A 14,475-nucleotide genomic window follows, 5' to 3' on the forward strand; every position below is an offset into this window, starting at 1 on the left:
GTCCGGCCGGGCGGAGGCGAGCGTAGCGCCGGTCACCCTCCGCCCCTGCGCACCGTCCGATCCCCGCCCGATCCCCGCCCGATCGGGTGGCACTGGAAGGATGCGCAGACGTGACGGACGTCTGGGCGCTCGTGCTCGCCGGCGGCAGCGGGCAGCGCTTCGGTGGGCGCCCGAAGCAGTTCGAGCCGGTCGGGGGCGTCCGGATGATCGACCGCACGGTCGCGGCCGCCCGCCGCACCTGCTCCGGCGTCACCGTCGTCCTGCCGCCCGGGACGGCCTGGGACGGCGACCCGGTCGACGCGCTCGCGGTCGGCGGCGACCACCAGTCGGAGTCGCTGCGCGCCGGGCTCGCCACCGTGCCCGACGCCACCGCGATCGTCGTCGTCTGCGACCCGGCCCACCCTCTGGCCCCGGACCGGCTGTTCCTCGACGTCGTCGACGCCGTCCGCCGCGGCGCCGACGGCGCGGTGCCGGTGGTGCCGATCCTCGAGGTGGTGCAGCGCGTCGAGGCCGGGCGCGTCGTCGCCACGCTCCCCAAGCACGACCTCGTGCTGACCCAGTCCCCGCAGGCGTTCGACGCCGCGGTGCTGCGCGAGGCGCACGCCGACCGGCCCCGGCCGGTCGAGAACTCGGGGTTGCTGGTCGAACGCGGGCACCGCGTCGACACGGTGCCCGGCGACCCCGCCAACCTGCACGTCACCACGCCGGACGAGCTGGCGGTCCTGGACCGGATCGCCTCGGCCGCGGCGCCGCCCCTGATGGAAGGACAGCACTGCTGATGGACCCCAACACCCCCGTCGTCATCCTCTGCGGAGGTCAGGGGACCCGCATCCGCGAGGTCAGCGAACGCCTCCCCAAGGGCATGGTCGACATCGGCGGCCGCCCGATCCTGTGGCACATCATGAAGCTCTACAGCCACTACGGGTACCGGCGCTTCATCCTGTGCCTGGGCTACAAGGGCTGGGAGATCAAGCAGTTCTTCCTCGACTACCGGGCGCACCTCGCCGACTTCACGCTGTCCCTGTCCGACGGCGAGCACGAGCCGCGCTTCGTCGACGGCCGCGGCGACGAGGACTGGGAGATCACGTTCGCGGAGACCGGTCTCGACGCCGGCACGGGCGCCCGCCTGCGCCGCATCCGCGACTACATCGACACCCCGCACTTCATGATGACCTACGGCGACGGCGTCAGCGCCGTCGACATCGAGCAGCTCGCCACGCTGCACGAGAAGGCCGGGCGGCTCGGCACCGTCACCGGCGTGCACCCGACGTCCAAGTTCGGGGAGATGAACGTCGACGGCGACGTCGTCGCGGAGTTCAACGAGAAGCCGACGCAGGTCACCGGCTGGGTCAGCGGCGGGTACTTCGTGTTCGACCGCAGCTTCCTCGACGACTACCTCGACGACTCGGAGGGCCTGTTCCTGGAGGCCGAGCCGCTGCAGCGCCTGGCCCGCGACCAGCAGCTCACCGTGAACAAGCACGAGGGCTTCTGGGCCGCGATGGACACCTACAAGGACTACCAGGCGCTCAACGAGCTGTGGGCGGCCGGCGACGCCCCCTGGAAGCTCTGGGACTGACTCACCGGGCCGCGGTCAGCAGCTGCTGCCACTGCACCGGGCCGACCTGCGACGGCGGGCGGGTGGAGCTGGTGGCGACGAGCGTCTCCACCGCCTCCGCCGCCTCCCCGCCGTCCCCGGCCCGCACGGGCGCGGCCAGCAGCGGCCAGGTCTCGCCGCCGATGATCCCGTTGACCTCCTCGGTGGCGTGCTCGGCCTGGAACACGCGCACCGACTCGGCCATCGCGGCGCTGAAGTCGCCGTCGACGGCGACCTCGGTGCGCCCGGCCCCGCGCAGCAGGTGCTGCGCGGCGCGGACCACCGGGCCGCGGTCGGCCTCCCGCAGCACCGGCCACGACGCCGCGCGCACCGAGGACCCCTCCAGCCGCCGCCCGAGCATCCCGCCGACCTCGCCGCGCAGCCGCGGCAGCATCCCGTAGAGGACGTCGCCGGGGCACAGCGTGTCCTTGAAGTCGCGGTGGCCGTAGATCTCGGTCGGGGCGATCCCGTACTGGGCGCAGATGTAGGCGCACATCTCGCGGAGCCGGTCCCACAGGACGCCGGTGGGCTCGGTGTCGGTGTAGGTGCCCTCGTTCTCGATGCCGACCGACACCAGGTTCTGCCCGGTGCAGTGCGCGCCCTCCACCTGCTTGTGCCCGCTGCGCAGCGCCTCGAGGCTGCGGTGGCGGCCCTCCAGCACGAACCCGCCGCGGCTGATCGTGAAGTGCTGCCCGGAGTCGAGCCATCCCCGACGGTCCATGTGGAAGTTCTGGATGCCGCGGGCGAGTGCGTCGGCGGCACCGCGCGACAGGTCGGTGACGTTGGGGGTGGCGGTGTGGTGCACCAGGATCTTCACCGGCCGCTGCGTCACGACGTTGACGACCCGGCTGTTGGGTCGCGCCCCCCAGGCGGCGCAGTCGGCGATCTCCGGGGCGGTCGAGGCGAGCGCCGTCCCGGGAAGGGCCAGCAGGGCGGCTCCGCCGAGAAGGAAACCACGCCGCGTGACACGTGCTGCACCCACTGTTACTCCCCCTGCGCACCATCCGACCCAGGAGAACCCTGCTTCGCTCACGCACCGTGCACAACAGCACGACACCAAGGTGTGATCGCCCGGGAGGGGTGCGTCGCCGGGCGGTACCCCCTCTTGTCGTGGTTACCGATGAGTAATACGCTGTTGTTACCGACGGGTAGAAGGAGTGACGGGGCCATGGGCCACTTCAGGAGCAACCTGCGAGACCTCGAGTTCAACCTCTTCGAGGTCTTCGCGGTCCAGGACCGACTCGGCAGCGGGCCGTTCGAGGGCGTCGACCTCCAGACGGCGCGCGACACGCTCAAGGAGCTCAACACCGTGGCCACCGGGCCGCTGGCCGAGCCCTTCGCCGACGCCGACCGCAACCCGCCCGTCTTCGACCCGGCGACGCACACGGTCACGCTGCCCCAGTCGTTCAAGGACTCCTACAAGGTCCTCTGGGACGGCGAGTGGTGGCGCCTGGGCCTGCCCGTCGAGCTGGGTGGCTACGGCATCCCGCCGACGGTGCAGTGGGCCGCCGCCGAGCTGATCCTCGGCTCCAACCCGGCCGCGTTCATGTACATGGCCGGCCCCAACTTCGCCTCCGTGGTGCACCGCAACGGCACCGAGGAGCAGCAGCACTGGGCCGAGCTGATGATCTCCCGGGCCTGGGGCGCGACGATGGTGCTCACCGAGCCGGACGCGGGCTCCGACGTCGGCGCGGGCCGCACCAAGGCGGTGCAGCAGGCCGACGGCACCTGGCACATCGACGGCGTCAAGCGCTTCATCACCTCGGCCGAGCACGACATGGCCGAGAACATCATGCACCTGGTACTGGCCCGCCCCGAGGGTGCGAAGGCGGGCACCAAGGGCCTGTCGCTGTTCCTGGTCCCGAAGTTCCACTTCGACCCGGAGACCGGCGAGCCCGGTGAGCGCAACGGCGCCTTCGTCACCGGCGTCGAGCACAAGATGGGGCTCAAGGCCTCCACCACCTGCGAGCTCACGTTCGGCCAGCACGGCACCCCCGCCGTCGGCTGGCTGCTCGGCGAGGTGCACGACGGCATCGCGCAGATGTTCGAGGTCATCGAGCACGCGCGGATGATGGTCGGCACCAAGGCGATCGGCACGCTGTCGGCCGGCTACCTCGCCGCGCTGGAGTACGCGAAGGACCGCGTCCAGGGCGCCGACCTGCCGCAGATGCTCGACAAGACCGCTCCGCGCGTCACGATCACCCACCACCCCGACGTCCGCCGCCTGCTCATGACGAACAAGGCCTACGCCGAGGGTCTGCGCGCGGTGTACCTCTACACCGCCACGTTCCAGGACCGGATCCGCGTCGGGAAGGCCGCGGGCGAGGACGTCTCCCTGGAGGAGCGCGTCAACGACCTGCTGCTGCCCATCGTCAAGGGCGTCGGCTCCGAGCGGGCCACCGAGCAGCTCCCGCAGGCGCTGCAGGTGCTGGGCGGCTCCGGCTACCTGCAGGACTACCCGATCGAGCAGTACATCCGCGACGCCAAGATCGACTCCCTGTACGAGGGCACCACGGCGATCCAGTCGCTCGACCTCCTGTTCCGCAAGATCGTCCGCGACAACGGGCAGGCGCTCGGGCACGTCGCCGGGGAGATCCAGGCGTTCCTCGACGCCGAGTCGGGCAACGGCCGGCTCAAGGAGGAGCGCGCGCTGCTCGCCACCGCGCTGGCCGACGTCCAGGGGATGCTCGGCTCGCTCACCGGCTACCTCATGGCCTCGGCGGAGGACCCGTCGAGCATCTACAAGGTCGGCCAGCACAGCGTGCGGCTGCTGATGGCGCTCGGCGACCTGCTCGTCGGCTGGCTGCTGCTGCGCCAGGCCGAGGTCGCCCTGACCGCGCTGGGCGGCTCGGTCTCCGCCAAGGACCAGGCCTTCTACGAGGGCAAGCTCGGCGTCGCCCGGTTCTTCGCCAAGACCCAGCTCCCGCTGCTCACCAGCCAGCGGGTGATCCTGGAGCAGGCCGACAACAGCCTGATGGACCTGGCCGAGGCCGCGTTCTAGGGTCCCGTCAGCCGCTGCGGCGGTCGCGGATCAGGCGGATCGCCTCCGCCCGGTCCGCGGCCCCCAGCCGCAGCAGGACCGTCGAGACGTAGTTCGCCACCGTCTTCGGCGACAGGCCCAGGCGCGTCGCGATCACCGGGTTGGACAGCCCCTTGCCGACCAGCTCGGCCACCGCCGCCTCCCGCGGGCTCAGACCGGGCAGGGCCGGGGCGGGGGCCGGGGCCGTCGCCCCCGGGCGCGGCACCCCGCTGCCCAGCCACAGCGCGCCCATCCTCGCCGCCTCGACGGCCGCCACGATCTGGTCGGGAGAGGCGTCCTTCGTGACGTAGCCGTCGGCCCCCGCGTCCAGCGCGGCCCGCACCGACGCCTCGTCGTCGTAGGAGGTGACCACGACGACCCGTACGTCCGGGTGGGCCGCGGTGATCCGCTCGGTGGCCGCCGCCCCGCCGAGGTCGGGGAGCCCGAGATCCATCAGCACCACGTCCGGCAGCTCCCGCGCGGCGGCCGCCACCGCCTCCGTGCCGCTGGCCGCCTCGGCCACGACGTCGAAACCGCTGGCCCGCAGCAGTGCCGTCATCCCCCGGCGGAAGACCGGGTGGTCGTCGACGACGAGCACCCGGGCCCTCACCCCGCGCCCCCGGCCGGCAGCCGGACGTCCACGCGGGCGCCCCCGTCCTCGGCCGCGCCGAACTCGACCGTGCCGCCCAGCTCGGTGGCCCGCTCGCGGATCGAGGTGAGCCCGATGCCGGGTCGCAGCCGGGCGGGCAGCCCCACCCCGTCGTCGGTGACGCGCACGGTCAGGGTGTCGTCGTCCAGGGCCAGCGCCACGGTGCACCGCGTGGCCCCGGCGTGACGGCGGACGTTCGACACGGCCTCCTGCACGATCCGCAGCGCGGCCAGGTCGACGGCGGCCGGGAGCTCCAGCGGCCCGCCGGGGGCGTCGATGCGGACGCACAGCTCGTCGGGGCCGTGGACGCGCCCGGCGATCGCGGCGACCAGCCCGAGGTCGTCGAGGACCGGTGGGCGCAGGCCGTAGGCGATCTCGCGGGTCTGGGCCACCGCACCGGCGATGTCGTCCTGCAGGTCGGCGGCGAGCCGGGCCAGCTCCGGGTCGGACCCGGCGGCCCGCCGGGCCACGGCCGCGGCCCCGAGCCGGAGCCCGGCGAGGGTGGGCGAGAGGTCGTCGTGCAGGTCGCGGCGCAGCCTGCGGCGCTCCTCCTCGCGGGCCAGCAGCATCCGGGAGTGGGTGGCGGTCAGCTCGTCCAGCGCCCGCGCGCCGTGCAGGGCGGGGGCGGCGTGGACGGCGAGCAGGCGCAGCACGCGGCGGTCGTGGCCGGTCAGCCCGGTCTCCCCGCGCCGCGGCGCGACGGCCAGTACCGCGAGCTGCTCGCCCTGGTAGACGACCGGGAACTCCTCCGCGGTCCCGGGGGTCTCGCCGACGGCGGCGTCGAGGGCCCCGGCTCCGCGCAGCGCGGCCCCGTCGAGGTGCAGGCTGTCGACCACGGTGCGCAGCACGGTCTCGGGCACCAGTCGGGCCTGCGGCTGGGCGTCGAGGCGCCGTCCGAGGTCGGTGACGGCCGCGCCCCCGTCGCGCCGTCCGCGGTACACCACCCACGCCGACGCCCGGCCGGCGCACCGGATCACCGGGACGGCCGCGGCGGCCACCGCGGCCGCACCCCACCAGCCACCGGCGACGGCGAGCGTCCCGCCGTACACCAGCGCCAGCACCGGGGCGGCGACCGCGACGGCGAGCACGATCCGCAGCGCGGCGTCGGCGTCGACGACCCGCGGCCGGAGCAGGCCGATCGCCGCCCCGACCGGGGCGGGCAGCACGGCGAGATCGGCCAGGGCCACCGCGGTCGCGCTGCCCTCCCCGATCGGGCCCCCGACCGCCGCCAGCAGGGCGAAGCACAGCACGCACACCAGCAGCCCGAGGATCGCCCACCGCACGCTCTCGCGCTCCGCGGTGGAGGCCCGCCGCCGGTAGCGGTGCACCTGCCCGCCGATCAGCAGGCCCTGGGCGATCCCCACCCACGGGGCGAACCCCGGCGCGTCGGTGACGGCTCCGCCGGTGGCGAGGACGGCCACCCCGATCCCCAGCGAGACGACGACCGGCACGACGAACCAGCGCGGGACGAACCGGCCGTCCGGGTACACCGCCAGCAGCAGCGGGAGTGCGGCGAACCAGACCGCGCCGCCGGAGTCGAGCCCGACGCGGTGCAGCGCCAGCTCCACCAGCAGGGCGGCCACGGCGAGCGCGGGCAACGCGGGGCACCGGCGTCGGGCGACCGCCACCGCGAGCAGCGCCACGAGCGGCCAGGCCGTCAGCTGGCCCGTGACGTCGCTCGCGAGCAGGAGGAGATCGCCGTCCATGATGGTCGGATCATCCGGTCCGGACGTGGTCCGCGGTAGTGCGCCGTCCGCGGAGCAGGAAGGCGACGCCCAGCGCGAGCAGCACCGGGATGAGCACGAGCACCCCGAAGGGCACGGCGAGGACGAGCATCGGCACCAGGATCACCGCGGCCCCGCCGACGCACACGACGGCGAGGCCCGTGCCGACCACCCCGGCCCGGCGGCCCGCGGTGGCCAGGGCGACCAGCCAGCCCACGGCGCCGAGACCGGCCGTGGCGACCAGACCGATGATGACGGTGTCGAACGCGGTGATCACGGCGAGCTGGTCCTGCGCGCCGGGAAGGCCCTCCGCCATGCCCGCGGTGACCGAGCTGTACTTCGCCAGCGACATCCCGCCGATCAGGATCCACGCCGTGGCCGAGACCAGGCCCAGGACGTCCCCGACCCGACCGGCGACCGACGCGCCGCCCCGCAGCCGGCCCACGGCCAGCACGAGGAACAGCATGCCCAGCCCCAGCCCGCCGAAGATCGCGCCCTCGATCGCCCCGTTCCACGGGGTGGCCGCGATCTGGTCGGCGATCGGCGCGTCGGGGTCCTCGGTGAACAGCAGGGCCACCGACAGGGGCTGCCCCAGGTAGGCGACGGCCGCGAGCACCGCCCCCCACCCGGCGGTCCGGTGGAGCGCACCGTCGGTGCGGGGCGGCTGGACGGGGGCGGTGGTCATGGCGGTCTCCGATCGTCGGTGGAGCACCGACGATCGGGCGGACCGTTCCCGGGAGACCAGTGATCCCCGTTCCCGGGTCAGCTCGCGATGTAGCTCTGCAGCTGCTCGCGCTCGGCCTCGAGCATGTCGATCCGGGTCTTCACCAGGTCGCCGATGCTGACGATCCCGGCGAGCGCCCCGTCGACGACGACCGGCAGGTGCCGGAAGCGCCCGGTGGTCATGACCCCGGCGAGGGCCGCGGCGTCGTCGTCGGGGGAGCAGGTGGTGACGGTGGTGGTCATGATCTCGGCGACCCGCGACTCCAGGACGGCCGCGCCGCCCGCGTGCAGGCGGCGCACCACGTCGCGCTCGGACACGATCCCGACCAGCCGGTCGTCCTCGACGACCGGCAGCGCGCCCACGTTGCGCTCGGCGAGCAGGCCCAGCAGCTCGGCCACCGACGCGGCGGGGGCGACGGTCACCACCTCGGTGCCCTTGTTCCGTAGTACGTCCGCTATGCGCATGCCGTCCCCGATCCGTCGTTGGATGCACCGAGGGTACGAACGTGGCCGGGGTCACGGAAGACCCCGGCCACGGACGGGCTACTGCGCGATCGGGACGAACTACTCGCAGACGACCCGTGGCGAGGGGTTGTAGCGGGTGGTGGTGGTCGGTTCGGTGCGGACCTCACCGGTGCGGACGTCGGTCAGGCGCCGCGTGTCGGTGATCGTGAACCCGGGCGCGCCCTGGCTCGGGTTGCAGTCCTCGCCCGCCGGGACGTTGACGGTGTTCGGGCTCGTCGGGTTGGTGCGCGGCCCGGTCAGCGACTCGACCTCGTAGTACTTGGTGCCCAGCAGCCGCACCGTGATCGACGACGGCGTCCACACGGTCTGGATGAGCACCGCGGTCGGGGTGTCGTTGCGGAAGCGCATGTCGATCGTGCCGTCGGAGATGGTCGCCTCGCGGCCCGGGGGGTAGCGGCTGATGTAGAAGCTGTGCGCGCGGTGCTCGATGTCGGTCATGCCGGCGAAGTAGGCCGCGTTGAACAGCGTCGTGGAGACCTGCGACGCCCCGCCGGCGATGCCGCGGGCGGGCTGGCCGTTGTCGATGACACCGGCCTCGACGTACCCGTTGGCCGCGGTCCGCGGACCGCTGGCGGCGTCCAGGCTGAACGTCTCGCCGGGGGCCACGACCATGCCGTTGATCAGCTCGGCCGCGCGACGGATGTTGATGCCGGAGTCGGCGGCGAACCCGCCGGTCTGGAACTCGCTGATCACGCCCGCGGAGCCGAGCGACTGCAGCTCCTCGGTGGTGACCTCGGCGGGCTGGTCGGCGTACACCGCGGTGATCTGCCGGGGGCCGGTGCCGGTCAGCACCGTGAGCAGGTCGGCGAGCGTCGCGTCGTAGTCGACGCCCCGCCCGTCCTGCGACGGGACGACGGTGGCCGGGGTGGTGGAGAAGTCCAGGCTCGCGTCGACGGGCTCGCGCTCGGAACCGGCCAGCTGGTCGTCGAGGGCATCGGTGACGACGGTCGGGTTGAGGACCGGCTCCAGCCCGCCCGCCTCGCCGGGCTCGAACGTCAGGGACTCGGCGATGACGGCCGGCTCGAGCACGCCCTCGGAGTCGTTCTCGCCGATGACGGTGACGGGCCCGGACACGGCCGGGCCGGCCACCTCCTCGATCGCGTTCGCGACGTCCTCGGGGGTGGTCTTCGCGGGCAGCGGGATCAGCGGCAGCGCCACCGGTCGGCCCGACGCCCAGTCGCGCGACAGCACGTCGACGGCGGCGGGCTGGTCGAGGTGCTGGCCGGGGACCGGGTCGACGGCGACGGGCGTGACGCCCTCGAACCGCACGGTGCCCTCGACGGGGACCTTGTCGACGATCGGCAGGAGCTCGCCGAGCGCCCCGTCGACGGCCGCGCGGTCGACGGTGGTGGCGACGCCGATCTCGCGCTGGGTGAAGAACGAGGTGATCCGGGTGATCGGGTTGAGCGGCTGCTCGCCCGCGCGGGCCAGTGTGCCGGCCCAGTCGACGGCCAGTCCGGCCGTGACGGGGTCGATCTGGGTGGTGACCTCGCCCGCGGTGACCTCGACCGGCACCGTGGTGCGGGGCTCGATCTCCGTGCGGAGCTCCTGCTCGGCGTCGGCCAGGCTCATCCCGCCCACCGCGACGCCCGCGACGGTGACCCCGCGGGGCACCGATCCGGAGCTGAGCAGCAGGTCGGCGACGTAGACGAGCGCCAGCACGGCCACGACCGCGGCCACGATCAGCAGCGGCAGGCGGCGCCGCGAGCGCCCGCCCGACGGCGGCCCGCCGTCGGAGGGACGGCTCGGCGGCGCGGCCGCCGCGGCGGCGACGGGGATCCGCTCGGTGGGCGGGTCGGTCGGTCCGCTCGCGGAGGGCTCCGCGGCCGCGGCTCCCGTGCTGATCGGAATCACCTGCGTCGCCTCGGAATCCCAGTTCGGTGTGCGCTCGGTGTGCGCGGGGTCGGTCTCGGCGGGCGGTGCGTCCGGGGTGGCCGCCGGGGTGGCCGCGGCGGCGGCCACGGCGACGGTCGGCCCGTCGGTGTCCGGCCGGGGCGTCGGGCGGGTCGGGCCCTCCTCCGCGTCCGGCGCCTCGGGGCGGGCCGGGTCGGCGACCGGGGCCGGGGTGGGGCGCGGCCGCGGGCGGGGCGTGGCCGCCGGGACGGCGGTGGTGGTCGCCTCGACACCGGAGCGGTCGGGCTCGTCCACCCGGCCGCCGGCCTCCGGGGCTGGGTCCGCCGCGCCGGGTGCGGCCGCCGGTGCGACGGGCTCCCTCGACGGGGTCTGGGCCGACGGGGACTGGGCCGATGGGGGCTGGGCCGACGGGGTCTGGGCCGACGGGGACTGGGCAGGCGGGGCCTGCGTCGACGGGGACTGCGCAGACGGCGCCTGCACCGACGGAGCCGCGCCGGGCGCGGCCGGGTGCATCGACGGGCCGTCACCGGGCGGGGTGATCGGGTCGAACAGCGACTGCGGGGCCGGACGTGCGGCAGCGGCCGGGGCGTCCCCGGCGCGGGTGTCCTCGGCGATGTCGACCGCACGGTCCCCGGTCATCACCGGTTCGCCACCGTCGGGCACCTCGTCACCCGGGCCGGCGGGGGCCGGATCGACCGCCTCGGGCTCCGCCGCGACCTGCTCGGCCACCTGGTCGGCGACGGGCGCGCCGTCCCCCGGCCGCCCGGCGTCCGGGATGCCCGCGGGCCGGGCGTCCCCGTTGACCGGGACCCCGTTCCCGGGTGAGCCGTTCTCGTGGGTGGAGCTGCCGTTGGTCGACCCGTCCGTCTCGGGACGCGTCGTCGCCTCGCCGGGCGAGGACTGCCGCTCGGGCATGTGGTCCGTCTTCCCCTCAAACACGCGACCGGGCCGCCTGGCTCCGATCGTCACCGCCGTCGCACGGCCTACAGGTACAGGCCGGTGCCGTGCTCCGTCCGCTCGGTGGCGACGGCGTGGAGCTCACGTTCCCGCATGACGAGGTACGTGATCCCCTGCACCTCCACCTCGTACTGGTCGTCCCGCGCGAACAGCACGCGGTCCCCCACCTTGACGGTGCGGACGTGGTGCCCGATGCCGGACACCTCTCCCCAGACCAGACGCTTGGCGACCGCTGCGGTTGCCGGGATGACGATCCCCGCACTGCTGCGGCGCTCCCCGGTGCCCTCGGTGTCGCGCACCATCACCCGGTCGTGCAGCATCTGGATCTCGAGCTTGTCCTGCACCGCGCAGATGCTACGGGCCCCCGCCGACGCCCCGACGGGCGCCTGCGACGGCCCCCGGGAAGTGGAAAGCCCCGCGGTGCTGTCAGGTCGGGGGTCCGACAGCACCGCGAGGCTGTACTGGGAATCGGGCCGCGGGCCCGAACCGTTAACGCCCGGCCGCTCCGATCCGGCTTTTCACCCGTTCGGTGCAGCGACGATCAGGTCTGGGCCAGCAGGTACCGGCCGAAGTGGGGCACGGTGAACGCGATCTGCCCGCGCTGCGCGGAGAACACCAGGCCCTTCTTGAGCAGGCTGTCGCGGGCGGGCGACAGCGAGGACGCCCGCCGTTCCAGGTGCTCGGCGATCCCCGAGGTGCCGACGGGCTCGTCGCGGCCGTCGGCCAGCTCGGCCATCGCGCGCAGGTACTCGCGCTCGGCCGGGGTGGCGCGCTCGAAGCGCGACCCGAAGAAGCCGACGGCCAGCTCCGCCTCCGCCTCCGGTGCGGCCATCTTCACGTCGGCGGCGCAGATCGGGGTCCGGGGCGCGGCGTCCCACGCGGCCTTGCCGTAGGCCTGGACGAAGTAGGGGTAGCCGCCGGAGCGCTCGTAGAGGGCGTCGAGGGCGTCGACGTCGAAGGTGGCGTCCTCGCGCTCGGCGGGGGCGAGGAGGGCGAAATCGGCGTCGGCGCGGTCGAGCTGGCCGATCCGGGCGTAGCGGAACAGCCGCTCCGAGTACGACTTCGACGCCGAGAGCACGGCGGGCAGGTGCGGCAGCCCCGCGCCCACGACGACGAGCGGCGAGCGCGACTGCGAGAGCTCGTGGCACGCCGCGCACAGGGCGGAGACGTCGTCGGCGCGGAGGTCCTGCATCTCGTCGATGAGGATGGCCACCCCGGTCTCCAGGTCGGCGGCGAGCGTGGCGACCTCGGTGAACAGCTCGACGAGGTCGATCTCGATGTCGCCGGAGTCGGCCTTGCCGGTGCGGACGGGCACGTCGATGCCGGGCTGCCAGCGGTCGCGCAGCTTCGCGTCGGCGGGGGCCGAGCGCAGCGCGAACGCCTTGAGCACGCCCAGCACCTCGTCGACGCGCTCGCCGTCGGGGTGGCGCACGGCGAGGTCGCGGATCGCGCGGTGCAGGGCCGCGGACAGCGGACGGCGCAGGTCGGCGTCCGGCCGGGCCTCGATCTTCCCGGCGCCCCAGCCCGCCCGGACGGCCATCGAGCGCAGCTCCCCCAGCAGCACCGTCTTCCCGACGCCGCGCAGCCCGGTGAGCACGAGGCTGCGCTCCGGGCGCCCGCGGGCGACGCGCTCCAGCACGATCTCGAACGCGTCGAGCTCGCGGTCGCGGCCGGCGAGCTCGGGCGGCCGCTGGCCGGCGCCGGGGGCGAAGGGATTGCGCACGGGGTCCACGCATCGGACGGTATCCGCGGTTCTCGGTGAAACCGTAGACATCGCTATCGAGGGCGATGGCGTGTCGTCGATCGCTCCGTATCCGGCTCTCTCGCTCCCTCGCTAGAGAACCGGATACTCCGCTACGCCCGGCGGGTGGCCGCGTCGGCCAGGCAGAAGAGCCCGAACGCCGCGATCCCCGCGGCAACGACGATCAGCAGCCCCGCCCCCGCGACCGACGACCCGAGCGCGCGCAGCGCCGCGTCCAGCCCGCCGGCGCGGCCGGGGTCCGACGAGATCGCCGCACCCCCGGCCAGCACCCCGATCACCGCGAGCGCGAGCGCGCGGCACAGGTGCCCGGCCACGCCGAGCCAGGTGATGACGGCGCGCGCGACCGGCCCGACCCGGCGCAGGTCGAGATCGCCGAGGAAGGTGCGGCGCACGCCGGTGTAGGTCATCGCGACCGCGAGCCCGAGCACCCCCACGGCGGCGGCGCCCAGCAGGAGCCGGCCGAACGGCAGGCCGAGCGCGGTGGCGGCGAGCGCACGGACCGCGGAGTCGCCGCCGCGGCGGCGGACCCCGAGCAGGTAGTCCAGGACGACGAGCGCGAGCCCGCCCGTCGCGATCGCCTTGGCCACGGCGCCGACCCGCTTGCGGACCCGCTCGCCGCCGTGCACCCAGCGGAACCCGAGCGCGGCGGCGCTGAGCTGCCAGACCGCGAAGGCCACCAGTCCGACGGCGCCGAGCGCGAGGGTGGCGAACCCGCCCGGCGTGCGGGTGACGGTGCCGATCGCGCCGTCCGGGTCGGCGGGGGCGTCGGGCACGCCGAAGGCGACCTGCAGGGCCAGCCACGCGACGAGCACGTGCACCAGCCCGTAGCCGACGAGCCCGACCCGACCCAGCGCGTCGACGACGGGCCCGGGCGCGTCGGACGGGCCGCCCCGGACGAGGCGGCGCAGGCGCACGAGCGGGCCGGTCACCCGACCATCCTCCCGTCCCGCCGTTCCTCGCGGATTCTCCGGTCTTCTCGCGGATTCCGAAGATTTCCGTAGAGAGCGCGATCTGGTTGGCTGGGCCGATGACCGAGATCGTCACCGAGGGCAGCGGCTGGTTCGAGGAACCGGGCGACCGGGCCGAGCTCGACGTCGGGTTCACCGCCACCGCGACGACCCGCTCTGCGGCGGTCTCGGCGCTCGCCGATCGGCTCGCCGCCGCGGCGCCCGTGCTGGAGACCGCCGGGCTCACGGTGGAGCACCGCAGGCTGTGGGTGCACAACGAGTGGCGCCGCGACCGCGTCGTCGGCTGCCGGGCCGGCGAGGACGTCCGGCTGGTCGTCACCGACGTCGGGGTGCTCGAGCAGGTGCTCTCCGCGCTGATCGGCGCCGAGCCCACCGGCCTCGACGGCCCGCGCTGGGTGCTCGCCGACCCCGCGGCCGCCCGCCGGGAGGCCCAGCGGCGCGCCGTCGCCGACGCCCGCGACCGGGCGGAGGGCTACGCGGCCGCGCTGGGCGTCACGCTGGGCGGTCTCCTGCGGCTGTCGGAGTCGCCGGGGCATCACCCGATCGGGGCATCCATGCGGATGGCGATGGCCGCGGACTCCGCGGGCCCGGACGTCCGTGACCTGGGGCTGGAGCCCGAACCCGTCCGGGTCTCGGTGCAGTGCACGACGACGTGGGCCACCTCTGCGTAGTCGACGGCGTAACACCGCCGTGTCCGGTG

Annotated in this window: 13 protein-coding genes; 4 read left to right on the forward strand and 9 right to left on the reverse strand. The window is 74.6% G+C overall.

Features of this window, described 5'->3' with window-relative positions; genetic code table 11:
* The first annotated feature begins 110 nt into the window (after window positions 1-110).
* Together H6H00_RS09570 and H6H00_RS09575 are read left to right on the forward strand one after the other, a co-directional pair.
* Window positions 111-779, forward strand: a complete 669-nt coding sequence (locus H6H00_RS09570) for an IspD/TarI family cytidylyltransferase (protein ID WP_185720944.1) — start codon at window positions 111-113, stop codon at window positions 777-779.
* Window positions 779-1,576 carry a glucose-1-phosphate cytidylyltransferase gene (locus H6H00_RS09575; protein ID WP_185720945.1) on the forward strand — a complete coding sequence of 266 codons (798 nt, stop codon included), beginning with the start codon at window positions 779-781 and terminating at the stop codon, window positions 1,574-1,576. The genes H6H00_RS09570 and H6H00_RS09575 overlap by 1 nt, the downstream gene beginning before the upstream one ends.
* Window position 1,577: 1 nt before the next feature.
* Here the strand turns inward: H6H00_RS09575 and H6H00_RS09580 are convergent, their stop codons facing one another.
* On the reverse strand, window positions 1,578-2,576 hold the full coding sequence (locus tag H6H00_RS09580) for a peptidoglycan recognition protein family protein (RefSeq protein WP_221775843.1): 999 nt from the start codon (window positions 2,574-2,576) through the stop codon (window positions 1,578-1,580).
* Between the two features lie 186 nt (window positions 2,577-2,762).
* Between H6H00_RS09580 and H6H00_RS09585 the strand changes: the two genes are divergently transcribed.
* A complete protein-coding gene (locus H6H00_RS09585) occupies window positions 2,763-4,595 on the forward strand; it encodes an acyl-CoA dehydrogenase (protein WP_185720947.1) in 1,833 nt (610 codons plus the stop codon).
* A gap of 7 nt (window positions 4,596-4,602) precedes the next feature.
* On the opposite strand, the gene H6H00_RS09590 is transcribed toward H6H00_RS09585, so the two are convergent.
* From H6H00_RS09590 to H6H00_RS09625, 8 genes are all read right to left on the reverse strand, one after another.
* On the reverse strand, window positions 4,603-5,223 hold the full coding sequence (locus H6H00_RS09590) for a response regulator transcription factor (RefSeq protein ID WP_255425661.1): 621 nt from the start codon (window positions 5,221-5,223) through the stop codon (window positions 4,603-4,605).
* Entirely contained in the window at window positions 5,220-6,968 is a 1,749-nt protein-coding gene (locus H6H00_RS09595; protein ID WP_185720948.1) for a sensor histidine kinase, read from the reverse strand. Before H6H00_RS09595 ends, H6H00_RS09590 begins: the two co-directional genes overlap by 4 nt.
* 10 nt (window positions 6,969-6,978) lie before the next feature.
* Window positions 6,979-7,671, reverse strand: a complete 693-nt coding sequence (locus H6H00_RS09600; RefSeq protein WP_185720949.1) for a hypothetical protein — start codon at window positions 7,669-7,671, stop codon at window positions 6,979-6,981.
* 77 nt (window positions 7,672-7,748) lie between these two features.
* A complete protein-coding gene (locus H6H00_RS09605; protein WP_185720950.1) occupies window positions 7,749-8,174 on the reverse strand; it encodes a CBS domain-containing protein in 426 nt (141 codons plus the stop codon).
* A 99-nt stretch (window positions 8,175-8,273) separates the two neighbouring features.
* On the reverse strand, window positions 8,274-11,003 hold the full coding sequence (locus H6H00_RS09610; protein ID WP_221775844.1) for a VanW family protein: 2,730 nt from the start codon (window positions 11,001-11,003) through the stop codon (window positions 8,274-8,276).
* Between the two features lie 68 nt (window positions 11,004-11,071).
* The gene (locus H6H00_RS09615) at window positions 11,072-11,365 is read right to left on the reverse strand and encodes a GroES family chaperonin (protein ID WP_185722291.1); all 294 of its coding nucleotides are present in this window, start codon (window positions 11,363-11,365) and stop codon (window positions 11,072-11,074) included.
* Between the two features lie 221 nt (window positions 11,366-11,586).
* Window positions 11,587-12,777 (reverse strand): ATP-binding protein, encoded by a 1,191-nt coding sequence (locus H6H00_RS09620; RefSeq protein WP_185720951.1) that lies wholly within the window; start codon window positions 12,775-12,777, stop codon window positions 11,587-11,589.
* Window positions 12,778-12,899: 122 nt separating this feature from the next.
* A complete protein-coding gene (locus H6H00_RS09625) occupies window positions 12,900-13,736 on the reverse strand; it encodes a DUF1206 domain-containing protein (protein ID WP_185720952.1) in 837 nt (278 codons plus the stop codon).
* A 98-nt stretch (window positions 13,737-13,834) separates the two neighbouring features.
* On the opposite strand from H6H00_RS09625, the gene H6H00_RS09630 reads away from it, so the two are divergent.
* On the forward strand, window positions 13,835-14,446 hold the full coding sequence (locus H6H00_RS09630) for an SIMPL domain-containing protein (protein ID WP_185720953.1): 612 nt from the start codon (window positions 13,835-13,837) through the stop codon (window positions 14,444-14,446).
* The last annotated feature ends 29 nt before the right edge of the window (window positions 14,447-14,475 follow it).

Origin of the sequence: Pseudonocardia petroleophila (assembly GCF_014235185.1) — a bacterium.
GTDB classification, from domain to species: domain Bacteria; phylum Actinomycetota; class Actinomycetes; order Mycobacteriales; family Pseudonocardiaceae; genus Pseudonocardia; species Pseudonocardia petroleophila.